At 51.2% G+C, this 24849-nt stretch carries 23 protein-coding genes; 18 read left to right on the forward strand and 5 right to left on the reverse strand.

The genetic code is table 11. The annotated features are described in order from the left end of the window. Positions 1–120: 120 nt before the first annotated feature. The gene (locus ACAN54_RS12385; RefSeq protein ID WP_379154808.1) at positions 121–630 is read right to left on the reverse strand and encodes a GNAT family N-acetyltransferase; all 510 of its coding nucleotides are present in this window, start codon (positions 628–630) and stop codon (positions 121–123) included. 327 nt (positions 631–957) lie between these two features. Here ACAN54_RS12385 and ACAN54_RS12390 point away from each other — a divergent pair, with 327 nt between their 5' ends. From ACAN54_RS12390 to ACAN54_RS12400, 3 genes are all read left to right on the forward strand, one after another. Then, on the forward strand, positions 958–4317 hold the full coding sequence (locus ACAN54_RS12390) for an Ig-like domain-containing protein (RefSeq protein WP_379154812.1): 3360 nt from the start codon (positions 958–960) through the stop codon (positions 4315–4317). A 228-nt stretch (positions 4318–4545) separates the two neighbouring features. Further along, positions 4546–5601, forward strand: a complete 1056-nt coding sequence (locus ACAN54_RS12395; protein ID WP_379154815.1) for an SPFH domain-containing protein — start codon at positions 4546–4548, stop codon at positions 5599–5601. Further along, a complete protein-coding gene (locus ACAN54_RS12400) occupies positions 5598–6581 on the forward strand; it encodes a diacylglycerol kinase catalytic domain-containing protein (protein ID WP_379154818.1) in 984 nt (327 codons plus the stop codon). The genes ACAN54_RS12395 and ACAN54_RS12400 overlap by 4 nt, the downstream gene beginning before the upstream one ends. Before the next feature lie 119 nt (positions 6582–6700). Here ACAN54_RS12400 and ACAN54_RS12405 read toward each other — a convergent pair whose 3' ends face one another. Next, positions 6701–7177, reverse strand: coding sequence for a hypothetical protein (locus ACAN54_RS12405; RefSeq protein ID WP_379154821.1), 477 nt, complete (start codon positions 7175–7177; stop codon positions 6701–6703). Positions 7178–7420: 243 nt separating this feature from the next. On the opposite strand from ACAN54_RS12405, the gene ACAN54_RS12410 reads away from it, so the two are divergent. The 11 genes from ACAN54_RS12410 (at position 7421) to ACAN54_RS12460 (ending at position 18229) form a co-directional block, all read left to right on the forward strand. After that, a complete protein-coding gene (locus ACAN54_RS12410; RefSeq protein WP_379154824.1) occupies positions 7421–8398 on the forward strand; it encodes a L,D-transpeptidase family protein in 978 nt (325 codons plus the stop codon). Between the two features lie 140 nt (positions 8399–8538). Continuing rightward, a complete protein-coding gene (locus ACAN54_RS12415; RefSeq protein ID WP_379154827.1) occupies positions 8539–9096 on the forward strand; it encodes a P-loop NTPase family protein in 558 nt (185 codons plus the stop codon). Positions 9097–9102: 6 nt separating this feature from the next. Then, positions 9103–9417 (forward strand): hypothetical protein, encoded by a 315-nt coding sequence (locus ACAN54_RS12420; RefSeq protein ID WP_379154830.1) that lies wholly within the window; start codon positions 9103–9105, stop codon positions 9415–9417. 453 nt (positions 9418–9870) lie between these two features. Next, positions 9871–11697: a ribosomal protection-like ABC-F family protein gene (gene abc-f / locus ACAN54_RS12425; protein ID WP_379154832.1), complete on the forward strand. Its 1827-nt coding sequence runs from the start codon at positions 9871–9873 to the stop codon at positions 11695–11697. Positions 11698–11827: 130 nt separating this feature from the next. Then, entirely contained in the window at positions 11828–12256 is a 429-nt protein-coding gene (locus ACAN54_RS12430) for a hypothetical protein (RefSeq protein WP_379154835.1), read from the forward strand. Positions 12257–12282: 26 nt separating this feature from the next. Beyond that, complete coding sequence (locus ACAN54_RS12435; RefSeq protein WP_379154838.1) at positions 12283–12768, forward strand: hypothetical protein; 486 nt, start codon at positions 12283–12285, stop codon at positions 12766–12768. 14 nt (positions 12769–12782) lie between these two features. Further along, the gene (locus ACAN54_RS12440; protein WP_379154841.1) at positions 12783–13334 is read left to right on the forward strand and encodes an RDD family protein; all 552 of its coding nucleotides are present in this window, start codon (positions 12783–12785) and stop codon (positions 13332–13334) included. A 253-nt stretch (positions 13335–13587) separates the two neighbouring features. Then, a complete protein-coding gene (locus tag ACAN54_RS12445; RefSeq protein WP_379154844.1) occupies positions 13588–14292 on the forward strand; it encodes a YjgB family protein in 705 nt (234 codons plus the stop codon). A 45-nt stretch (positions 14293–14337) separates the two neighbouring features. Next, positions 14338–15492 (forward strand): winged helix-turn-helix domain-containing protein, encoded by a 1155-nt coding sequence (locus tag ACAN54_RS12450; RefSeq protein ID WP_379154847.1) that lies wholly within the window; start codon positions 14338–14340, stop codon positions 15490–15492. An 84-nt stretch (positions 15493–15576) separates the two neighbouring features. Then, positions 15577–16833, forward strand: a complete 1257-nt coding sequence (locus tag ACAN54_RS12455; RefSeq protein WP_379154851.1) for an MFS transporter — start codon at positions 15577–15579, stop codon at positions 16831–16833. Positions 16834–16948: 115 nt separating this feature from the next. Then, positions 16949–18229 carry a B12-binding domain-containing radical SAM protein gene (locus tag ACAN54_RS12460; RefSeq protein ID WP_379154854.1) on the forward strand — a complete coding sequence of 427 codons (1281 nt, stop codon included), beginning with the start codon at positions 16949–16951 and terminating at the stop codon, positions 18227–18229. Positions 18230–18290: 61 nt separating this feature from the next. Here the strand turns inward: ACAN54_RS12460 and ACAN54_RS12465 are convergent, their stop codons facing one another. Both ACAN54_RS12465 and ACAN54_RS12470 read right to left on the reverse strand, forming a co-directional pair. Then, positions 18291–19070 carry a TatD family hydrolase gene (locus ACAN54_RS12465; protein ID WP_379154857.1) on the reverse strand — a complete coding sequence of 260 codons (780 nt, stop codon included), beginning with the start codon at positions 19068–19070 and terminating at the stop codon, positions 18291–18293. Then, positions 19063–20202, reverse strand: coding sequence for a stalk domain-containing protein (locus ACAN54_RS12470; RefSeq protein ID WP_379154860.1), 1140 nt, complete (start codon positions 20200–20202; stop codon positions 19063–19065). The genes ACAN54_RS12465 and ACAN54_RS12470 overlap by 8 nt, the downstream gene beginning before the upstream one ends. A 534-nt stretch (positions 20203–20736) precedes the next feature. Between ACAN54_RS12470 and ACAN54_RS12475 the strand changes: the two genes are divergently transcribed. From ACAN54_RS12475 to ACAN54_RS12490, 4 genes are all read left to right on the forward strand, one after another. Next, positions 20737–22140, forward strand: a complete 1404-nt coding sequence (locus ACAN54_RS12475) for a family 43 glycosylhydrolase (RefSeq protein WP_379155858.1) — start codon at positions 20737–20739, stop codon at positions 22138–22140. Between the two features lie 282 nt (positions 22141–22422). Next, positions 22423–23007 (forward strand): sigma-70 family RNA polymerase sigma factor, encoded by a 585-nt coding sequence (locus ACAN54_RS12480; protein WP_379154862.1) that lies wholly within the window; start codon positions 22423–22425, stop codon positions 23005–23007. Further along, the gene (locus tag ACAN54_RS12485) at positions 22997–23758 is read left to right on the forward strand and encodes a DUF3600 domain-containing protein (protein WP_379154865.1); all 762 of its coding nucleotides are present in this window, start codon (positions 22997–22999) and stop codon (positions 23756–23758) included. Before ACAN54_RS12480 ends, ACAN54_RS12485 begins: the two co-directional genes overlap by 11 nt. A gap of 166 nt (positions 23759–23924) precedes the next feature. Next, positions 23925–24104: an aspartyl-phosphate phosphatase Spo0E family protein gene (locus ACAN54_RS12490; protein WP_379154868.1), complete on the forward strand. Its 180-nt coding sequence runs from the start codon at positions 23925–23927 to the stop codon at positions 24102–24104. Here ACAN54_RS12490 and ACAN54_RS12495 read toward each other — a convergent pair. Beyond that, entirely contained in the window at positions 24078–24653 is a 576-nt protein-coding gene (locus tag ACAN54_RS12495) for a TetR/AcrR family transcriptional regulator (RefSeq protein ID WP_379154871.1), read from the reverse strand. The genes ACAN54_RS12490 and ACAN54_RS12495 overlap by 27 nt on opposite strands. Positions 24654–24849: the final 196 nt, after the last annotated feature.

Raw genomic sequence — 24849 nt, forward strand, 5'->3', positions numbered from 1 at the left:
AACAACGGCAAAAATGCCGTTGGAGCTCGCGGGCGGGCGTTTGACGTTGTTTACGGCCTGGCACCCGACCCCTCTGCCGAAAACCGCTGCTCCCCGGAGCTGGTCCGGTTGCTCCCTAGCTTAGCTGTACTTGTAATAAATCACCGTGGCGGACATTTCCCCGTCGCCGTTGATGACATAATTCGGGATTTTGCCTGCTTCCACGAATCCGCGTGACTGGTACAGCAGGTTGGAAGGATCACCCTCGCGCGTATCCAGCACCAATAGGGTCCGGCCATTTGCTGCGGCTGCCTGCTCTGCGGTAGCCATCAGCAGGCGGGCAATGCCTTTGCGGCGATGCTCCGGATGAACCATCAGCTTGGCGATCTCCGCCCGGTGCGGGGCGTTGGGCTTCAATACGAAGTGAAGCTGCACCGTGCCTACTACCGTTTCTCCCTCGAGTGCCACCCAGAGCAGGACGCCAGGAGCCAGTACCCCTTGCCAGAAACCAGCAGCCTCATCCGTTGCCATCGGAGGCAGAAAACCGATAGAGGCACCGTCTTCAACGACATTTATAATCAGTTTATTTAGTTGTTGCAGGATCTCCGGTTGCAATTCCTCAAGCTGTATGACCGTTATTTCCTGGCTCATTCCTCGTTCATTCCTTCCGCTTAGAATTATCATATGAAATTCATTATATAGAGTCTTGGAGAGACCTGGAAGAGAAAACTGCTCGTTCAAATTTTCTTTGCCGCTTTCAGAATAGATTCAGTTAGGGTTGTTATGATGCTCTCAGCTTGCCTGTTTTTCGGATCGGCAGAGTAGGTCTGAACAAAGCGGCTCCCATACATAAATAAGGGAAAATATTGACGTATTATCGTTGTTATAAGAAGTTATTTGGTTCTTTAGTACCTGATTTGAAGGTCGGCAAATGTCGATAAGAGAATGAAATCATAATTTGGCTAGGAGGAAAGAGATTTGAAAAAGAAAAGGGTTAATTATTTTTTTCTTATGATTTTATCGATGGTTTTGGTGTTCGGGAACGGAGGCCCGGCACTGGCGGGTACTGCGGTTACGGTCTCCAAAATCGTACTGAGCGCAAATGAACTCTCACTTGCCATGGAAGACACGCAAGCTTTGACAGCTACGGCGGTCTACTCAGACAGCACGTCAGGGGATGTCACTGTAGGCAGTGACTGGTCCAGTGACAAACCGGCTGTCGCAAGTGTCTACAATGGCATCGTCACCGCAAAAGCGGAAGGGACGGCAACCATTGTGGCCGTGTATACATACAGTGACGGGACGAGATTCTCCCAGGCGGCCACCGTTACGGTAACGAAGAAGGTCAAAGCTCTGACGCAGAATGTGCAAAGCCTGGATATCCGCAAGGGAGAGACCGACAGGGTTATTCTGACGGCTACCTTTTCCGACAATACCACTGATGCCACTGTGGCGGATAAGGCCGTCTGGAGCACCAGCAATGCAGCAGTTGCCACCGTTGTCAACGGTAACGTAAAGGGGATCTCCTCCGGTACGGCTACCCTTACAGGTGTCTATGGCAAAAAAACCATAACCGTCACAGTGAACGTAGAGGTCGCCAAGCGGATTAGCGTGGATCAGCCGGAGCTTGCGCTTTTGCTGAATGACAGCTCATCTGTTGTTCTAACTGCCACGTTTGCGGACGGTACGCAGGAGAATGTAACTCCCCTTGCTACCTGGTCCTCCAGTGATGAAGAAGTTGCGGACGTGCTCAAAGGCGTCATTACAGGGTACAAGCAGGGAACTGCGGTTATCACGGCCAAATATGGCACCAAAACAACAACCGTTCAAGTGACGGTAGATCAGACGAGTAAGCTAATGGTTGACGATCAGAGCGTGTTTTTGAATCTGGAAGAAGATCAGCAGCTGAAGCTGACAGCGGTATATCCTGACGGAACCACCAAGGATGTGACGAACTCAGCCATCTGGAGTTCCAGCGATTCCAGCATCGCTTATGTATATAAAGGCAAAGTGTACGGCTATACCGCCGGAACAGCTACCATCATGGGAACCTACGGTGATAAATCGGTAGTGGTGGATGTAGATGTTGCTGTAGCGCGGTATCTCGATATAAGTGAGGAGCAGCTTAGCCTCAAGACAAGCTCCACCCATACGCTGACACTTACAGCAACCTATGCCGATGGCAGTACGGAAGACGTAACCTCAGAGGCTGCCTGGAGCTCAAGCGAAGAACTCGTTGCCTATGTCAAAAAGGGAGTCATCACCACTTACAAGCTCGCGGGAACGGCTACCATCAGTGCGGCTTACGGCACGCTAGAGACTTCAATTGATGTTGAAGTTGGGGCTGTCAACAAGCTCGTTGCCAGTGAAGAGAGCGTGTTTTTGCAATCGGGAGGGACGAAGCAGCTGAAGCTGACGGCTGTTGCCGGAGACGGTTCTTCCTCTGATGTGACAAGCGGCGCGGTGTGGACCACAAGCGATAAGAGTGTGGCTCTGGTCAGCAAAGGTCTGATCACAGGGTATTCCGTAGGTACGGCCACGATCACGGGTACTTATAACGGTGTGGCAGCAACGGTTACCGTAGATATCGGCACGGCTAGACATCTTGCCCTTAGTGAGACAAGCGTGAATCTTGCGGTGAATGCCACCAAGGCACTGGTGCTGACGGCTACTTTTGCTGATGCAACTACGGCGGATGTGACAAGCAAGGCCGTCTGGAGTTCCAGTGATGATGCGGTGGCTTTTGTGGCTAAGGGAGTGATTACAACCTACGTGGAAGGAACGGTGACAATTACTGCAACCTACGCATCCAAGACGGTAACCATGACGACAGTTGTAGGCAAAAGCAACAAGCTCAGCGTCGACGATGACACTGTATTCCTAAGACTGAACAAGACGCAGCAGCTGGTGTTGACCGCGCTGGATGCGAGCGGGGTCCCTGGTGTGGTCACGAATGACGCGGTATGGAGCACAGCAGACGAGAATATCGCTACAGTTACCAAAGGTCTGATTACTGGCTATAAGTCGGGATCGACTACAGTAACTGCAGTGTACGGCGGCAAAACTGTCACCATTACCGTGAAGGTCGAAACCGCCTCCCGGCTGAATCTCACCATCAGCAAGCTGAATCTCGGCGTGGATCAGACCAAGGACGTAACGGTTATGGCGAATTACGAAGACGGCACGTCTCAGGATGTGACGGATGATGCAGTCTGGAGCTCGGATCATGCCGATGTGGCAGATGTAAGCCATGGAACCATCACCGCATACGCCACAGGCAGCGCAGTGATTACCGCTTCCTACGGCGGTAAGACTGCAGCCATTAAAGTAACAGCGGGGACCCCGAACAAGCTGACACTGCAAGCCAAAACGGCAGAGCTTGAGGAAGAGGAGACTTATCAGGCGATAGCTACCGGACAATATAGTGATGGCAGCGACAAGATCCTGACGGATGAAGTCGAATGGAGCACCAGCGATGCAAAAATTGCTGACGTTGACAACGGTCTGATTACCGGAGTAGGCACGGGTACAGCGGTAATTACGGCCAAACTAGGTACAGTATCTGCAACCATTACCGTCAAGGTTGGACTGGTGGATGAGCTTGCGGCAGATGTGAGCCTGATTACGATGGCAGCGACAGACAAAGAGCAGATCACGCTGACAGCTACTGACTCGAAGGGTGTAGAGACGAATGTGACCGCAGATGCGGATTGGACCACATCCAAGGCGACGATTGCCACGGTGAAGAAAGGGCTGGTAACGGGCGTTCTGAAAGGGAAGGCAACCATCACAGCCTCCTATGGCGGTCAAAAGACGACGATCAGCGTTGAAGTGGATCAAGTGTCGGAGATTAATGCGTCTGTGACCAACCTGACGATGAAATCCGGAGATACCTCGAAAGTAGCCGTAACAATCACGTACAGCGACGGCAAAACGAAGGATGTTACAGACAAGGCAGAATGGAAAAGCGGGAGCTACAAAATCGCCACGGTTGCCGGAGGCACAGTCAAAGCAGTGGCTTACGGCAAGTCTTATGTGACGGCCAAATATGGCGGCAAAACCGTCAAGGTTCCTGTCACCGTAGATGTGCTGAAATACCTGGAGATCAGCCAGATGAATCTGACGCTGACGGCGGGTCAATCCGTACAGCTGACCGCTACCGCTACTTTTGAAGACGGCAGTGAAGCCGATGTGTCCAAGAGCGCGGTGTGGGCCTCGACCAAGGAACTGGTAGCCACCGGTAAAAACGGCCTGATCAAGGCAAACAGCAAAGGTTCGGCCTATATTACAGTGAAATACGGCGGTAAAGCCGTCAAGGTTAAGGTTACTGTGAAATAGCGGTAATAATAAATGATCACCAATAAATAGTCATAAACAGCTGTGTGCAGTCGTTGTTATGGTTATGCATAGATTTCCGCTGCTTGCGCCACATTTTCCGAAACTGGAGAGTGTGGCGTATTTTTTATGATAATTTTGTTATTAACATATTGATAATATCAAAATCCTGTGCTAAGATGTTGTTAATAACAAATTGTTAATAACAGATGACAAAAGGAGGAAATAATCATGTTTGGATTCAGATTCGTAAAATTCCAGCCCAGCGACTATGTACTTAAGGTGAAGAACGGTAAGGTTGTGCGTGAGGGAGTGGGTCTTTCTTTTCATTATTATGCGCCTACGACTTCGGTTGTTGTGGTGCCGGTATCCTCCATTGATGTTCCGTTCATGTTCGAAGAGGTTACGAATGATTACCAGACAGTGACCGTACAGGGACAACTGACCTACCGGATTGCCGACTACCGCAAAACTACACAGATTCTCAATTACACTTATAATTTGCGCAAAAATACGTATCTCTCCGATGACCCTGGCAAGCTGGCGCAGCGCGTAATCAATATCGCCAAGGTTCTGACCAAGAAGCAGCTGGAGCAGCTGCCGCTGCGTGAAGCGATTAAGGCGAGCGAACGTCTGGCGAAGAGCATTACCCAGGAAATAGTACAGAACGCGGAGATCGAGAAGCTGGGCATTGAGCTGATGGGCCTGTCGATTCTGGCGATCGTCCCGAATAAGGAGACGCTGCGCGCCCTGGAGGCACAGGCCAGAGAAGAGATTCTCCGGGTGGCGGACAACGCGTTATATGAGCGCCGTAATGCTTCCATTGAACAGGAGCGCCGCGTGAAGGAGAATGAGCTGAATACGGAAATTGCTGTCGAGACGAAGAAAAAGCAGATCCGCGAAACCCAGCTGGACGCCGAACGGTCGGTGAAGCAGAAGCAGAATGAGATGAAGGAGGAACAGCTCAGCTTCGACACCGCACTTGAAGAGAAGAAGCAGGAGCTGATCGGGCTGACTGTAGCCAACCAGCGGGCCGAAGCAGATGCCAAAGCCTATGAGCTGTCGGCAGTGATGAATTCGCTGCAGGGCGTAGCGCCTGGTGTGCTGCAGGCCCTGACCAATGTAGGCATGAAGCCGGATAAGCTGATTGCGATTGCCTTCCAGGAGCTGGCGGAGAATGCAGGCAAGATCGGACAGTTGAACATTTCGCCGGATCTGCTTCAGGGACTGATGGGCGGTTCGGCAGGAAACGGCGGGAATGCTGCGAGAGGAGGCGGGGGGCGATGAGCGGGAGCCGGAGCACAGAGAACAAAATCATCCTGATCAAGCGCAAGTCCCGCCTTGAAGAGCTGGTAGTCCGTTATAATACGATTCAGCAGGCGCAGTTCAATATCGAACGGCTCGGAGCGGATTTCAGCGATTATCTCAGCGAGGACTTTCATTACCGGAAGGCCGTGGAGACTGCAGTCATCGAGCTGGGTGCGGTGGGCCGGGTGCAGCTGCTGGAACGCCAGCATGTGCCGAATTTCATCTTCGGGGAGCAGGACACTGTAGTGGTGCTGGGACAGGACGGACTTGTAGCCAATACGCTAAAATACTTGCAGGAGCAGCCGCTGATCGGGGTCAATCCCGATCCGCAGCGCTGGGACGGTGTGCTGCTGCCGTTCACCGTCCAAGATCTCCGGCGGCTGGTGCCGGAGGTGTTCCGGGGACAGCGCCAGGTACGGGAGGTTACGCTTGCCAAAGCGCAGCTCAATGACGGGCAGAGCCTTTATGGCGTCAATGATCTGTTCATTGGCCGCAAGACCCATGTGTCCGCCCGCTATCAGGTGGAGCTGAACGGTGTCACCGAGCAGCAATCCTCCAGCGGCATCATTGTCTCCACTGGTATGGGCTCCACCGGCTGGCTCAAAAGCGTGCTCGCCGGAGCGGCGGGGATTGTTCGCAGCGCGGCGCAGCTGCAGGGGGTCGCTGGCGAAAGGGCATCCGCCGGGGTGGAGCCAGACACTGCCGGGATGGAGCAGCGTCTCCCGTGGGATCACCCGAACCTGTACTTTTCGGTTCGGGAGCCTTTCCCCAGCCGGAATACTTCGGCCGGGCTGGTGTTCGGGCAGATTGGCAGCAAGGCCCCGCTGAAGATCACCTCACAGATGCCGGAGGATGGAGTCATCTTCAGTGACGGGGTCGAAAGCGACTTCCTGGAGTTCAACTCCGGCGTTGAAGCGACGATCACACTCGCCGAGAAACGGGGACGGCTCGTGGTATGAAGCCCACTTGCAGCTGCAATGGATTCTTGTCTTCCCGGCTCCTGACAACTTCAAAACGGGTTCCCCGTCAGCCGGAATAGGCTGCTGAGGAACCCGTTTGAAGTTGAAGTGTTATTTAATTACTGAAAGTTGCGGCCTTGATTCATGGATGAACCAAAGGATGGGCTTGAAGACATAGGCGAATGCATTTGCTGCGAATTGAAGGAAGGCATCATTGGGATATGCTGCATCTGTGCTGGTTGGGTCATGGAAGAATGGAAAGCCGGGTTGAAAGAGGGGTTGAAGCCTTGAGCCCCTGTGCCAAATCCCTGAATGCCAGTGCTGAAACTGGACGTTTGAGCGTTTTGCTCCATCTGTCTACACAGTTGGGATGCATGCTGCAGCTGCTGCATAGCTGTCTGATGACCCTGCAGAGCCTGCTGGATCATTTGACTGGCTTTACGTTCACGGTCTGCCAATTCTTCAAGCTTGGCAGCATTTTGCTGTTCCTGTTGAAGCAGCTGTTGGTAGTTTTGGGTGGCTTGTTGTGTTTGAGAGATCAGCTGCTGAATGATTTGCTCACATTGGTTGATCTGGCTGGACATGTTGGAATTCAAAATATTTTGCCTCCTTGGCATGTTCGGTTTTGGATTGCACCCTTATTATCTCTGAGGAAAGTAATGAATATTCATTTGCTTGATTTGCCTGGTCTAGCGGCTCCAATTCTACAATTACTCTTTCACTGCCGGTGGGACGGGGTTCAATAGAAAGGTACGAGCTGCACTGCAACTTTTGCTGCAACCTTCCGTCTATCTAGAAAAGAGTTTCCATAATCACCCATTATCTGGAGGAGGGGCTGCATGAATCTGCATGATTTAGTTGCCAGACCAAGGACTTACAATAATTTTCCCTTCTATTTTTCGCTGAAACGGATACTGTCCGTAAAAGGACGGCGAAGCCGTTTCCACTTAACACGGAGCATTACGGTGACGCTTGTATTTCTGCTCCTGCTAACGTTAGGTTTCCAGGGAGCGTCTAACGCATCGGCAGCATCGTCCTCGGATCTGATTATTGTGAACAAAAAGACGAATACGCTGGGCTATTTCAGTGGCGGCAAGCTGGTCCGGACCTTTCCGGTTGCCACAGGCAAGACCAAGAGCCTCACGCCAGAAGGCAGCTTCAGAATTGTCGTCAAGATCAAGAACAGGCCCTATTACAAAGAACATATTCCCGGAGGAGATCCGGCGAATCCGCTCGGGGACCGCTGGCTGGGACTTGAAGTAAACGGCACAAAGGGCACAACGTACGCCATTCACGGTAATAATAACGAATCTTCTATCGGTAAATATGTTAGTGGCGGCTGCATCCGGATGCATAATGAAGACATCCACTGGCTGTATCCGCAGATTGCCAAGAACACAAAAGTAGTGATTACCTCTTCAGCACTCAGTCTGGTTAGCATTGCAGTCCAAAATGGTTATTTGCTCGGGGTTACTGCGTTTACTGGCACCTTCATCATTGATGGCCAACGCCTGAAACTTAAGGATGACTTCATTCTGGAGAATTCACGGGTGTATGTCCCATTAAGGGAAACGGTAGCTTTGCTAGGAGGGACGCTGATGCAGGATGCTGGAACCGGAGCACTGGTGATCACCATAGGTGACCGTTCAGTGACGCATATCCCATTGACCGCTCAAGCGGTTGTACAGGGCCAAACCCTCCCAATGATCGCCTCCAAAAATGTGAACAACCGTCTCTATCTTCCGCTTGGAAGCCTTACAGAGCTGTTTGGTCTTCCGTTCAAATGGAGTAAGCAGGAGGCAACGGTCACCTTTTAGGAAGGATCGGCACTAGAGAATCCCCGGATCGCAGCGGGCAGACGCCTGCTGTTTTTTTTGTTACCATTTAATGGTACGGCAGTTATACTAGAGCTTAGAGAGGTAGAGGCTGAAATCCGCTGGATTAGGTTGATTGGAAGGTGATTGAGATTCGAATTCGGATTATTGGCGGCTGTGGAAGCGGTAAATCCTATACGGCCAGGGAATTATCCAAGCGTTATGGCATCCCTTACTTTGAAACAGATAACTTTGTATGGGACAGAACGGTTCCGAACTTGCGGAATACACCGGAGGTTAGAGATTCGTTATTAGCTGAAACTGCTGCTCTTAACGCATGGATCATCGAAGGGGTCCATTATCAATGGGGGAGCGAGAGCTTCCGGCAGGCAGATTATATTATTGTGATCCAGCCTAACCGGCTAGTCCAGGACTTGCGGGTGGTACAGAGATTTATCAGAACAAGGCTCGGCCTGGAGCGGGGAAATTACAACCAGACATTAAAGAATCTGTATAAGATGCTGTTTGAATGGAATAGGAATTATGGGCGGGTGGATATGCCCAGAATTATGGAACTGACCGAGGATTATGCCTACAAGCGGATGATCGTCCAAAATAATCAGGAGATTCTGCGCTGGAGCAGTACGCATATCCATTTGGGTCAAGCCGCAGAACGAGTTCTTACTCACGGGAAGAGGTGATGCATGATGAGCAAGCTGGTAACCTTTGTGATCGAGATATTACGTATGTGTCTTATGCTGGTACTGACATTAGGAATACTGGGTGGCTTGGAATACGTCCTATTTAAGCTGCTGTACGGCTGGACGATATACCCCGGGAGCGCTGCGATCGGAAATTTCATTTTATTTTTTGTGCTGTACCGCAATTATTGGCAGTTCAAAGGCTGGTTCAAATCTGACAAGAATCAGAAGCTGGGCCGGAATTTGACGGTTAGCTTAACGAGCCTCTCCCTGCTGCTGATTCTGCTGCCGTTTGCTGTCCCGCTGCTGAGCAATAACTAATGGGTAAACTTTGAATATAGAGGTTCTTGACCTTGCTTAAGCTCTTGGAGCTGCATATGCTATAAGTAATATGACATTTCGGACAATTACGGAGGTTCACCGAAGCGATGAATAACTAACACGTTTTCTTCTCATAAGACCATTAACTAGGGATGTGCTTATGCACAAGCCACGGGACACCCTTTGATATATAAGCTGAAACCGTACCGTCTCTATGTTAGGACGGCACAGCTGTTTTTGCTTGGGGTGTACGGTCAGGGGATACGTGTGTCGATCGGGGACCTTACGATGCTTGATATAGATGGACATAGCTAAATGGACGGCTCGCCTAGCGATTTAACAGGGAGCGTAGTCTGTTGGCTGTTCCATGGCATCCTCCCTCCTTCATACATGCTCTACCGCAGGCCGCTGGCTGCGGTTTTTTTGTATTTTCATGGAAGCGGAGGAATGGATATGACCATAATCAAGGTTAAAAATATACGCAAAGAATGGAACGGTACTTCCCTGTTCACGAATGTTTCTTTTGAAATTGCCGAGGGAGAACGCGTGCTGCTCTTTGGACGCAATGGAATCGGCAAGACGACACTGCTGCAGGGGATACTCGGACGTTATGCCTTCGAGGAGGGCAGCGTCTTTCACGGTCTGCCGCCGGAGGAACGGGGCGTACTGGACCAACAGCTGGAGATCCGGTCTGATGTCAGTGCGCTGGAATATGTGCTGTCCGGCTCCCCTGAGGTAGATGACCTTAAGCGCAGGCTGGAGCGGCTGGGGCATATGCTCCATGCGACAGGCGGTAACGATGAAGCGCTGGTAGCTGAATACGGGGAAGTATATGAACGCTACCTCCAATTGGATGGATATGGCTGGGAGGCCAAGGCGGAGCAATGCCTTAGCCAGCTGATGCTGAATCCGGAGGTATGGAAGCTGCCTTACCGCCAGCTAAGCGGGGGTCAGAAGACCAGAGTTCAGCTAGCTGCGCTGCTGGCCCGTCAACCGAAGCTGCTCATACTGGATGAACCGACGAACCATCTGGATGAAGAGACAATGTACTGGCTGGAAGAATGGGTGCGGAATTATCCGGGGACGGTATTTTACGTTTCCCATGACCGAAGATTCATTGACCGGACGGCTACGGCAGTGCTGGAGCTGAGCCCGCAGGGCTGCCGGCGATATCCGGGAGCCTATACACAGTACCGGGAGCAGAAGGAGGTAGAGTCGCGGACGCTTATGGTGCAGTACAGAAAGCAGGAGCTGGAGAAGGAAAAGCTGCTGGAGAGCATCCGTCGTTACGCCAGGTGGTTCCAGCAGGCCCACCTTGCTGCCGGTCAGAACGATTTCCGGCGCGCCCAAGCCAAAAAGAATGTCTCCCGCCTCCATGCCAAGGAGTCGAGTCTGAAGCGCCTGGAACAGAACAGGGTAGAACTCCCGCAGGCTGCGTCCCAGCTGAGCATGAAGCTGGAAGGGGAGGTTTTCCGGGGAGATTCGCTGCTTGAGATGAACGGTGTCCGTTATGCATATGGGGAAACCCCTGCACTGCTGGAGAACTTCAATTTGACTTTGCGGCGCGGGGACCGTCTTGCTGTCCTTGGACCCAACGGTGCCGGCAAGTCCACGCTGCTGAAGCTGATCGCAGGTCAACTGGAGCCTGACGGTGGCGAAGTACGCATGCATCCCCGCACGCGGGTGGGTTACTTTGCCCAGGAACTGGATGATCTGCCTCTGTCATCAACCATCCTGGACAGCTTGCTGGAGCTTCCCGGCATGACGCAGACGGAGGCGCGGACGATTCTGGGCTGCTTCTTGTTCCCGCGGGAGGATGTGTATAAACAGATCGGAGATTTAAGCCTTGGTGAGAAATGCCGTGTGGCCTTTCTGCGGCTGTATTTTGGCCGTGCCAATCTGCTCGTGCTCGATGAGCCGACTAACTATTTGGATATCGATACCCGGGAGCGGGTGGAAGAAGCGCTGGCTTCATATCCCGGCGGGCTCGTTATCGTCTCGCATGACCGGTATTTGCATGCTAAAGTGGCCAACCGGATGCTTGTACTGGAGCGTGGAGGAGAACCCCGGTTGTTCACGGGTACCTATGAGGAATATGCGGCCAAGGATCGGAGCCGGGTGCTTACTCCGGAAGAGCAATCACGGGAAGGAGAACTGCAGCTGCTAAAGCTGCGGCTGAACCAACTGATGCACAGCGAAGCCAAAGGGACGGTGGAAGAAGACCGTGAGCTGATGGCCGAAATCGTGCAGCTGCAGCGAACGATCCGTGAGCGGGAATAGCTAACCTTTTACAACTGGCGGTACCGAAATAACGAAAAAACCAAAAAATTACAGATGAGGTGGAGGATCATGGCCCATTTTGGCGAAATGTATAATTCATACAGTTAAAATATGAGGGAGGCACTCTCAAATGCGCATTAAGGGAATCAGAATCATGTTACTGCTGCTACTCCTGTTCAGTATGGCCGTACCGGTACAATCCACTTCGGCGGCATCCAAAAACATCAAGGTTAAGGTAACCCTGGTCAGTGCAAAACTGACCGATAACAATCATGTGGGTAATGAGTGGTATACCAAGGCATCTATTAACGATAAAGAGATCCAAGAGGGCTCGTCCGTGGTTCTGGACCTGAAGTCTACAGAAAGTGTTCAACTGAAGGCATATGCGGAAGAACAGGACAAAATTCCGGACTCCGCCACGGCGACCGCTTCTATCAAAGCCTCGGCTATCACCAAAACAATCAGCAAAGCCATCAAGGTGACCGTCGTTGAAAACCGGGGACGCTATTCCGGCAACACAGCCACGTGGACGTTCACGTTTACAGTGCAGAAGCAATAGACTAGAAGAACACCACGGGAGGAACGATGAATAAAAAAGTATGGCTAAGAATTGGACTGACCCTAATTGTACTTGTACTGCTCTATCTTTGGATGCGGCCGCAGCATGCGGAGCGGGAATACGGGAGTATTATCTATACGAATGAATCCGGAATCATAAAAAGCACAACTCTCTACTTTAAAGGCCAGGTTGTCCGGGGTGTCTTGCTGTTCTCCAAAAGTACTTTTAACGGAACACTCACTGTAGATCAGGATCTGACCTATAAAATAAAACTGAAGGATAGCGGAGGCTATTATCTTGGGGTTATGACGGCATTGGATGCTGATCACTCAACACGTATAACAGGGGTGATATCTGCATCGAAGAAGCTGGACCGGTTCTGGATTACGCTGACCGATCTGGATAAGCGTTATAACCTTAAGAACGGAGAGGGGAATATTGCAGGTCCGGCGAGCACACTGGAAGAAGCGAAGCAGGTAGGGAAGGATATTTTGGCTGCATACAGTTCTTAACTCTGGAGGCGAAGATGGAGCGAAGTGTAGAAGATCAGTTGGTTGCGAGTGAATTTGTAGGGTTTTGGAAAAGAGTGCTGATCAGCATAGTGGATGTTCTGGTGCTGCTTCTTCCGGCCTATTTAATCAACAAGTTTTTCGTCTGGGCGACAGAGTATTATCATTCGGCGATACCGTTATTTATCCAGTTTGCGCTGCTTGGCGCATTTAATATTTATATGGTAGTCAAGTATGGCGGGACACCCGGAAAGCTGCTTCTGAAGGTCAGAATTATTAATGCGGACGGACAGCTGCCCTCTGTGAAGCAGGCATTGATCCGGTATAGTATATATATACTGAACTCATTGCTGGCAGTTATTATGAGCTTGAGTGCGTATGACAACCTGTCGTTTTTCAGTAATGGCGGGGAATGGCTCCCGCTTGTGATTGGTATGAATGCATTTTTGGGTTTTGTGATTATCATAGACTGCCTATGCGTCGCATTCTTGAAGAATAACCGGGCCGTACATGATCTGATGGCGGGAACGTACGTGGTTGATAAGGAAGCGATGGATAGTTTGAAGTGAAGCAGATCAGTCAACGGACGGAAACACCAGTGGTAATAAGCGTGAAGCCTATAGTCCCAACAGGCAATACGCTTTGAAGAAGTCCAATCTGATCTAGATAAAATCACCTTGCGCGTCCCCGGCTACTGAGCAGACGGGGACGCTTTTTTTGCTAATTCGGCTAATATCTCTGCTGCAACTTTTACTTATTGTCACCCGTCTGGATTAACAGAATGCTCTAGAGAACAGACGACCCAAGGAGATGAAACAAATCATGACAACTTCATTCAAATCGACAGCCGGAATTCTAATACTTGCTGCTATGCTGGGGCTTAGCGCTTGCAGCTCTTCCAATAATAACGCGGGGAACGACTCCCAGGAAGCGGCTCCTACAGCGGAAGCTGCGGCAACCTTACAACCGGAAGCAAGCAGCCCGTCTGCGCCTCCTTCCACAGAACCGTCGGAAGTACCGTCCGCCGCTTCGCCAAGTGCTGCAGGCGGAGGCGCCGCCGCGACCTCCGTACCACAAACTTCCGTAACACAGGACAGTAACAAGCTGCTCGCAGAGCTTTTACAGCTGGCACAGCAAGGCAAAGTGCCGGGTGTGGAATATGCCGCACACACCGCATTAATTGACGAGGTGGAAGCAGACTGGGGTGAGCCGGATACGAAGGAGTCAGCGGGCAAAGGCATCTATGCAACATACAGTAAGAAGCACGTGGTATTCGGCTTTAACAAGGGCAGCAAGATCTTTGATGTCCGCTCCAGTGCTGCCGATCTGCAGAAGCTGACGCTGAAGCAGATTGAAGCGGTGCTCGGCACACCGGATCGCACCACGGTCAACGGCAGTGATAAAATCTACATTTATCAGGCAGGCAAGCGCTATGATCTCAAGTTCATCATTCCGGAGGCTTCCGGTAAGGTGGATCATATCTCTGTATTTTCCGAACAGGATTCGATTAACAATATGGCCGGATAAGCTATAATACTTCCATGGACTTATCCTTGGAAAAGAGGTTCGGCTATGCATCTTGAATTAGACGGGAGCGAGTTCACGGTTACAGCAGGCGGGATAACGATCACACTGCTGCCCAAGGAATTCGCTCTTCTGCAATTTCTGTACCGCAACCGGGAGCGTACGTTCAGCCGGGAGCAGCTGCTGGATCATGTATGGCCGCTGGAGTATCCGGTAGAACGCACAGTGGATGACCATATCTATCGCCTGCGCAAAAAGCTGGCCGTCCTGAACGGCGTGGGTATTCGGACCGTCCGTGGCTTTGGGTACAGTCTGACCCTGCCGGGATCTCCTGCCGGTGTAATGATCCATCCAACAACGAAGGATTCGGAGCTGCGCGATACCATGCGCGATGTGTTCTCCAAATTTCATGTATACGGTCAAGGCAGATCCATGCTTACTTTGGCGCGTCAGAAGGACATTCTCGGCTACGAGTTGGACCCGGAATATTGGATGGTCATTCATTTTGTACAGGGAGATCTGGATTGGCTGCTGTATACGGATGAGGTTCCGCTCAGGAATCGGCTTTTTTATCTGTGTGTATTCTACTTTCTCTCCGGTGATCCCAAGGAGAGGCTGGCTTACTGCGAGCAGGTGATTGAGCATAAGCTTCTGCATCCATCCCACCAAATAGAATTGGAGATTCTTACGATTCTGGATTTATACACCTTTGCGGGACAACCGGAGAGAGCACTGGAAAGGTTGAAGCGGTCACATCAGGTGATTGCGGAGCTCCATTATGAGAACTTCATCCCCGTCATCAAGATTACGGAATGGTTAGTGAACTTGGTGGCAGGGACCGGGAACGATGAGCTTATTAAGATGGAAGAAGATATTGGATGGATTCTGCAGGAAAAGCCTTTTCTGCGGGAGATTGGGAGCTATAAAGTGGTAAAGGGCCTCTGGTATGTCCGCCAGAAGCAGTGGCGTGAGGCAGAGAAGCTGCTGGATGAGGGATTGCAGGTGCAGGAGCTGACAGGGTTCCTCCCCTTGCGGCTATATGCGTTGTATCAGATTGTGCATTTCTGCCGGATGTTTCCGCCTGAGCAAGCGTTGCAGTATAAATATGAAAATATCTTTGCGCTGGAGCTGGAGAAATCCGGGTTGAAGCGGCTGGAGCAGCCTTTGGAGGAACTAATGCAGCAGTTGCTGGAATCCCTCTGATCATTCTCTGACATTTCCCTGTTACCGTTAGATCATCGAACGAAACTGTTCCATGAATCTACATGTAACCTGGAGGAATGACAGATGGAAGCTTCCATGAAGCAGGGACACAGCCTGCTGCACAACAAAGTATACATGCGCGTGTACAGCGCCTTCGCCACAGCAACCTTTGGTGACTGGTTCGATACACTGGCTATTCAGGTGCTCGTCGGCTACCGTTGGCAGGTCACTCCGCTGATGCTGGCACTGATTCCGGTTGCCATGGCGCTCCCGAACCTTTTACTCGGATCTGTAGCCGGGGCCGCTGCCGACAGGCATGACAAGTTGAAGCTGATGCGCCTATGCGATCTGCTAACTGCGATTCTGACCGTACTAGTGCTGTTCGCACCCAACATGCTGTGGCTGCTGCCGCTGCTTGCGCTGCGTTCGGCGATCTCCACGCTGAATGTTCCGGCCCAGCAGAGCATGACCCGAAGTATTGTCAGGGAAGATCAACTGCTGCAAGCCACCTCACTGAACGGTATCGTGAACCAGGGCTCCAAGATCGCCGGTCCTCTGCTGGGCGGCGTAGCTCTAACCCTCCTTAGCCCGCAGTGGTGTATCTTGCTGAACGCTGCATTTCGTGTATGCTCCTACCTGCTGCTGCTCTCCGTCAAAAACATCCATACGGAAGGTGAACTCCCCGCGGCACAGACTCAGGAGGAACGGGTGCCTATACGCATGATGTGGACAGAGGGCTGGAGCTTTATGCTGCGCAGCCGCCTGCTGCTGCATACGATGTTATTTGGACTTGCGGGAGCCCTGGCGATCCAGATCATTGATTTTCAGTTCACTAGCCTGTTCCGGGTAATCTCACCGGTGAATGAATCGTTGCTGGGCTGGATGGTTGCAGCCTCCGGGGCGGGTGCGGTATGTATCATTATTCTGCTCAATAAGCTGAATCCGGGAACGGGCTATGGCCTCAGACTGGGGATGGGCTATGTGCTGATCGGTGGCTCAGTGGGGGGGCTTGGTCTGCTTCAGTCCGGCGCTTCTGTAGTGTGGGTGCTGCTGCTCGGATTCATCCTGGGTATCGGGAATGGGACCTTTTTCGTGACCTTCAATTATTGCCTGCAAAAAGAGACCCCGCCCCACATGACCGGCAGGATCTTTGGTATCTTAAGCACCGTACTTGGTTTTGTAATGATTTTCGCCCCGGTGCTGGGAGGACTGCTGGTCCAGATTGCCGGGCCTGGCAGCATCTTCGTGAGTTTTGGCATCATTCAAGTCCTTCTTGGGCTGGGTGGTATCCTCTTTGGCCGATTACTCTGGCCGACAACTCTGGCCTCAGGACAAGCTTGAAGAGGCTTTTTTCTTTTATGGAGGAAATGGGAACGCATGGGCGAATGTGTAAAAAGGTAGAAGCGCAGCATATCCCATTTCTCCCCCATAAATTTATGAAGCAGGCAGGTGTCCCATGAGAAAAAGCATTCTGCTGGTCCAGCCGGAGAACCAGAAAATTAATCAATTCCGGAGAAAACAGTTCAATAACTTCGTACAGATTACAATGCCTTATTTGGCCGGATTCATAGATGAAACAAAATACGAAATCACACTTGTGGATGAATATCAGCAGCAAGTTCCCTACGGGGAGAGGTTTGATCTGGTAGCGATCACGGTGAATACACCAAACAGCGGGCATTGCTACAGGATGGCGGAGAGATTCCAGGCTGGAGGCGCGAAGGTAGTGATGGGTGGCCCCCATGCCACACTGCTGCCAGAGGAGGTATCGGAGCATTGTGATATCCTTGTCATTGGAGAGGCGGAGGCCACTTGGCCCCTGCTGCTGGAGGACTTTTACCAGGGGAATTATCGGACCGAGTACCGTTCGGTGGATATTCCGGAGCTGACGAATCTGCCATTGCCCCGGTGGGATTTGTTACATAGAAACTCACTGATGAAAGGGGCCGTATTCTCCACCCGCGGGTGTCCCTACAACTGCTCTTACTGCAACTTGAAGCAAATCTACCATAACCGTTTCCGTACCCGTCCGGTCAGTGAAGTGATTCATGAAATTTCCCTGATGAAGTCACGTTTTTTTGTGTTCTGGGATGACAACTTTTTCGCAGATAAAGCCCATGCCATGGAAGTGATGGAGCAGCTAAGACCATTGCGTAAAAAATGGGCGGCACAGGTAACTCTGGCGGATTGCAGTAACGATGAGCTGCTGGCCAAAGCCAGTGCCGCAGGCTGTCTATACCTGTTCGTGGGCCTGGAATCCTTCTCGACAGCCGCGCTGCGCGGTGTGAATAAAGGGATGAACCGGGTGGGGGCCTACCAGGAGATTATCGCCAAGCTGCACAGGTATAACATTATGATTCAGGCCGGCATTGTGTTCGGGTTCGATGAGGACACGACAGATTCCTTCCGGCAGACGCTGGATGGCTGCGAGGCACTTGGGATTGATGGTGTGACGGTCAGCTTGCTGACACCGCTGCCCCAGACACCGGTATATGCCCAAATGAAGCGGGAGCAGCGTCTACTGAATGAGAATTGGAGTCTATATAACGGCAAGACTGATGTGGTCTTTCGTCCTCTGGGCATGACTTCTGAGCAATTGTATGAGGGATATCTCGATTTCCGGCGTCGCTTCTATTCACTGCCATCATTCATCCGCCGGATGCGGGTATCGAGAACACATCCCGTTTATAATTTTGTCATGAATCTTGGCTACCGTCTGGCGATCAAGCGCGGCTGATAAGAAGCTGATTGGATGGTCTGGTGGTAACGTGAAGCGGCAGGGGATTCAGTAGCCCAGGCTACAGCTGATAAAATCGCGCCGTGTTGGCGGTCAGCATCGCCTTCGCCTGAACGGCAGAATATCCATGTAGCGCTGCCCAGGCATCCGCAACATGATGAACCATCGCCGGATGGGTAGATTGTCCGGCAAAAGGACCTTCGAATGCCCATGGCCCGTCGGTCTCAGCCATGACCAGCCCCGGCGGATAACGGCGGGCGAGCTCCTGAATCTCTGGTTCATATACAATATCCGGTGTGAAGGAGATATGATAGCCGCGTTCAACCATCCGACGCACCGCTTCCTCCGGGCCTTTGAACCAATGAAAATGAGCTCTGGTGATGCCATGCTTCTCCAGCAGGTCGCAGACAGTTAAGGCATCCTCATATACAGCATGCAGCACCACTGGCTTGTCCAGCCGGGCAGCCAGAGCAAGCAGCTCATCCAGAACCCGAAGATAGGGCTCCATTTCGAATGTTTCACCACGCTGAAGCGCCTCGGCTCTTGAATAGTAGGGAAGCCCGATCTCGCCTACAGCCACCATTTCTTCTGCGTGCTGACCAATCCATTTCATCAGCGCGGCAAGCTCTTCTTCCGCCGGAACCGGCTGCTCGGGATGAAAGCCATAAGCCGGTTTCACCCGGCCGGGATAACGCAGCGCAATGTCCTGTGTGCGGATGCAGGAGTCCAGATTCATCGAGACCGCAACCAGCGAATGGAGGTCATGCCCTGCAAGTCCGCGCAGCATAGGTTCCAGCTCTGAATCTGTATATTGCTCCAGATGAATATGAGCATCAATCATGGTCGGACTGCTCCTTTATCACGTATTGCTTAGTGGTATCGTGAGGTTCAAACTTGATCGAGTCCAGCATTAATCCTCCATTGCCTGCTTTGTAGTCCAGCATCAATGTCCCCATACTTTCCTCAATTCCAGCATTTACGCTGGTCTCTGCCTTCAGCTTGCCATCTACCACCTGATAATGAGTAACTGCCCCGATGCCTGCCTGTGTGCCAAAATGCTCCAGACCGCCATCCCCGGCGCGGCCGGGAAGCCTTAAGGTAACCTTCGATGGAGCAGAGCCAGCCAGCTCCAGGTGAACCACAACATCGCCGTTGTCGAGCGAGATCTTGGAGGAGAGCCCTGCAGAGGCTGCTTTTTCCGCTGCTGGTAGTGCAAGCTCCTTCCAATCTTCCGGTTTGACCACATGAACCTCCTCCGTAGAAATTCCAGTGCCTGTTCCCAGGTTGAATACCACTGTAGCTTCCGGCTTGCCGTCGCTATCCACATCGGCATAGTAAAGCTCCGGAGAATATGACAATTGTCTGGGGGCCTCCCACTCGAAGCTGTGCTTCCTACCGTTCACTTCGAGGATGAATCCTTTATAGGTACTGCCATCCTTCCGAGCTGCATACAGCTTGACCTTGCCGGAGCTTCCAGCTGCAACTGCCAGTGGCTCAGCGGGAACCCGCACGGATGTACTGACATCTCCAGAGGTTATGATTACTGTGTCACCAGAGGCTGCGAGCTCGGCACCAGTTAACAGGGATATCATATCGGCAGAAAAATACACATGCCCATCCCTTAGAATGACAGGCCCCTCCAGCCTCTCTTCATAACCTCCGTCCGTCTGCGTATATCGAACCTGCATGGCTGAACTGCCGGGTGAAAGAACCGTATTGGAGCTGTTATCGGTAAGCGTGAGCTTTTTGTGGATATTATCCCATTTTAATTCAACCGGATAATATTCCAGCAGCGCTCTTGCCGGCACATAGAGGAGCTCTCCGGAATGAAAAGGATGAAGCATGGGCAGAACAGGCTGGCCATCCACGGACAACGTAAGTGGCGCGGCGGCGGATATTGAATCTATAGTTGGAGCTGCCGCACATCCGGCAATGAGCAGAGCGAGTGCAGAAGCAGTCAGTATTTTTTTCACAGAATAACCTCCAGAGACTAAAAGTTCCAATCTGTTCAATTATACTGTAAATCATCCGCCTGGAGGACACGATCTGTTAACAATAAGAAGTCAGGGCTGTTACGTTTGGGCAGAGAGTAGGAAGTCCCGGCTACAGTTCCGGCGGAAAGCTGCGGCAGATTTCAATGAATTGCTTTAGAGCAGAGATGAAGTTAGCGCCGCCAGTAGGGATGATCGGGTGGAGGTGCAGAGTATGCATCAATTTATAGACCTGTTGGCTGCCGAACCCATTAAGACATACAGGAGAACGAAAAGAGGTTCCATTTATGGATGTTCCTGTTTTTTGTTCAAATATATTTATAAAGTGCATAAATGGTGGTATAGATCCTTCACTAAAGTGAGAAAAGTACACTGGGCTTATACTTGCCTTTGTTTTATGCTCTAAACGATTTATGAATGCGCTTTCCATCTGATAAGAGGAGGGATTGTATGTTGAGTATAGGGCGAAAAACTGGCAAGGAATTTAATTGGAAGCAATGGATAATTGGGGGTTGCATGGTTGTGTTCTTGTACTTGCTGACAGGACAGCCGGGATCTGTTGCTGCAGCAGCAGTTACAATCAATAACGGACCCGTGTGGTATGACACGACTGGAGGCACGATTCAAGCCCACGGCGGTTCGGTAATCCAAGTAGGCGCTACTTATTACTGGATTGGTGAGGATAAGCTGCATAATTCAGCTTCATTTCGCAATGTAGTCTGCTATTCTTCAACCGATCTGAAGAACTGGAAGTGGGTAAGCTATCCGTTGAAGCCAACCTCCAGCACAGAGCTGGCTAGCAGCAAGGTTGAACGTCCCAAGGTCATCTATAATGAAGCTACACACAAATACGTGATGTGGATGCATTATGAGAACGGTACCGATTACTCGCTTGGCCGTGTTGCTGTTGCCACCAGTGATACGGTATGGGGGAACTACACTTACTTGGGCAGCTTCAGGCCCCTGGGATATGAGTCCAGAGATATGACGGTATTCAAGGATGATGACGGGAGCGCCTATCTGATCAGCGCATCTAATTCTGGCGGCGGGGCTAACGATTCACTGGCCTCCTTCAAGCTGACGGACGACTATCTTAATGTGTCGGACTTTCTCGGCTGGATTGCACCAAGCGGACACCGGGAAGCACCGGCAGTCGCCAAGCAGGGCGGCAAGTATTTCCTCATTACCTCGGGAGCCTCCGGCTGGTATCCTAACCAGGCCAAATATATGACAGCCAGCTCCATGAGCGGACCCTGGTCAGCGTTAGAGAACCTCGGCAACACCTCGGCCTTTTACTCACAGTCCAATTATATATTGCCGGTTCAAGGAACCTCAGCGACAACGTATATCTATATGGGGAACCGCTGGAAATCCAACCAGCTTGGAGATTCCAGATACATTTGGCTGCCGCTAACTTTGGATGGAACGACCGGAACGGCATCGCTCGAATGGCAGAGCAGTTGGGGAATAGATGCTGTAACGGGGGCCGTTACTCTTCCGTCATGGACGAATCTAGCTGCTGGTAAAAGCACCACTGCCAGTTCATCGGCCACCGGCTTTGATGCTTCCAGAGTGGCTGACGGCAATTATGCAACAGAATGGAAGGCAAGCGGTGTAACCTGGCCGTCCTGGTGGCAGGTAGATCTGGGTTCGGTCAAAACTGTCCAGGAGGTGGATATTTCCTGGTTCCTGTACAACGGTTCGGAAGCTTATCATCAGTACACCATTCAATACAGCACGAACGGAAGCAACTGGACGACGATAGACCGCACCAGCAATACAACGTATGGCTTTACAACGGATGCAGTCAATTTCAGCGCAAGATATGTGCGGATTAATCTGGTGAAAGCCGTACTATGGAATAATCCGAATAATTGGTATACCCCAACGTTATACGAAGTGAAGCTGATGGGGAATTAGCTGCCCTGTCGTATGACATATATCCCGATACGGAACAGTTGCGGTCCCGTATAATGAATCCTAATATTTGTCACTCTGGACAAAAAGGGGATTTGATTCACATGACGAGGACCCAAGGAATTATTGTAGCATCCGGAGGAGCCCTGGTATGGGGCCTCTCCGGTACAGTAGTCCAGTATTTATTCCAGCAGAAAGGGCTCCCTCCAAGCCTCCCAAAATAAATCGAACGATCTGAGCGATTTATTCCAATACATAGTGTAAGCCTGAAGGAGGGAAAGGCAGATGGAAGATCAAACCGAATACTCGCAGCTCATTGCGCGCACGCTGGCCGGCAGCCGTGAAGCTTATGGGGAATTGTATGAAGCGACTGTTCGTGAAGTCTACCGGATCGTGCGTTTCCTCATTTCCGAGCCTTCCGATGCGGATGATGTGGTGCAGGATATCTATCTCGAGCTGCACCGCTCGCTGAAGCAGTATGATGGGGCACGGGCGTTTAGGCCTTGGCTGATAGGACTGGTGATGCGGCAGGTTCAAGCTTACCGGAGAAAAGGCTGGAGACAGCTCCGGATCACCAGGAAAGCGGAGCACACTAGCCAAGTCCTGGATGCTGATTTTACTGGTGAAGTCATAGACAGGCTGTCCAGCCGGATGCTGATGGATAAGGTCAACAGTCTCCCATACAAGCTGAGGCAGGTCATTGTTCTGCACTACTTGCAGGAATATTCCCAGGAAGAGGCCGCCGTCATTCTCGGTATTCCGCTGGGAACTGTCAAATCCCGTATTCATGCTGCACTGCAGAAGCTGCGCCGGAAACAAAAGGCTGACACCATTAGGATAGGGAAGGTGGAGGATATGCATGAGTCTTGAAGAGAACCTGCGGCGGACGCTGCAAGCAGAAACCGAAGGCTGGAGCGCTCCACCGGAACTGAAGGGGAAGATCCTGAACGGGATTTCACCCGGACAAGGGGGAAGACGCATGAAAAAATGGCTAATAGCTACGATAATAGCGGCATCACTGATTATTCCGACCGGAGTCTATGCTGGATACAGTTATTTGGCTGATTCTATGTACGGCTCGCAGGACCATTTTATTCAAATGGGGGGCACCCTGGAGCAGTATGACCGGATTGAAGCCAAGCTTCAGCAGGCGAAGCAGAACCTCAGTGAAGAAGACTTTAGAGCAATGACTTCATTACTGCATGAGATCGGCGGCCTCAATCTGCAAATAGCTGATGCTGCCGGGAAGCTTCATCCCGAAAAGCTGAGCGCTGCGGATCAGGACCGATTTAACAAGCTGGTGGCAGAACTTGAACCCTATTACAGCAAATTGGAGAACACCGGAGCACCCCGACAATCAGTAGAACAGCTGGATTTCGGTACATTCTTGGAACAGCAGCTTGCCAAGGCGAAGCAGACCTTCAGCGGTGAGGAGCTTGCCGAGTTCCAGCAATTAATCGCCGAATGGAAGGCTCTGGATGCCAAAGTAACGGACCCGGATGGCAGCACTCATCCGGAACGGTTCACTAAGGATGAACTAAGCAGCCAAGCACGGTTGATCGAAGAGCTGAACCCATATCTTAAGAAGCTGGGCATCAGGCTGGGGCAAAGCTCACAGTAGGGAATAGGCTGCACTAATGAACCGTCCTGCTTCAAATCCATAGCACAGCAAAAACCGCCGGAAAGTATAACCTTGCATTCCGGTGGTTTTTCATTCACTGCTGCAATTTCCCTTATATCCTATAATTTCACATAAACCTCTAAAATACCTTAAGGAGGTTTTGTATATGAAGAAGCTCGAAGTCCTTCAGAAGCGTATCGAAACGGAGCGCAGGAAGCTGAATGAGATCGAAACCGTCTATGGGCTGCTGGATCCGAAAGTGATCAGACAATCCATGAAGCTGGATGAATTGATTAATAAATATACAAAGGAAGAATCGCTACGCGAGAACTCCTTCGAAAGCTAAGGCCAACAGCTTTTCTATATACTCCCCATTCAGTGTATCTCCTGTGATCAACAGGCGGTAGAATATCGGACCATACATAAGATCAATACTGCAATTCACATCTGTATCCTTTCTAAGTTCACCTCTGGCTATTCCACGCTCCAGCAGGTCTCTGGCTTCCTGGCGGCGTGGTGCAAAGAATCTCGTCCGGTATGCCTCAGCCAGGCCCGCATCCGATTGTCCTTCCCCTATGAGCTCGGTAATGACTTTGCCTTCACGGCTGCACAGAAAAACAGCAAGATTCGTCGCATGAATTCTAATATCCTCTTGTATGGAACCCGTGTCCGGCACAGGCAGCCTGGCGGAAGCGGCAGACAGATACCCGTCAATAACCACGGCTGCTTTATTCGGCCACCATTTATAGATCGTCGCTTTGCTGACTTTTGCCCGCTCCGCAATTTTCTCAACAGTTACCGCGCCAAATCCCGTCTCCAGCAGCAGATCATAGGATGCGGCAAGAATGGAAGCTTCAGCTTCGTTGTTGCGCGGGCGTCCTCTTTTTTTATCCATAATCCAATCCTCCCTGTTTCAATATACCCTTAGCCATATTCCGGTTCACTTGAGAAACTATACGTTCATTATACAAAAACATCCATGCAGTAATCCAGCCTGATGGGGGGTGAATCGTATGGAAATACTTTATAGGTTAAATTTAAATTGTCTATTTACAAAACTGTACGTTCAGTATATTATAAAATCATAATTA

The sequence above is a fragment of the Paenibacillus diazotrophicus genome (assembly GCF_042610465.1).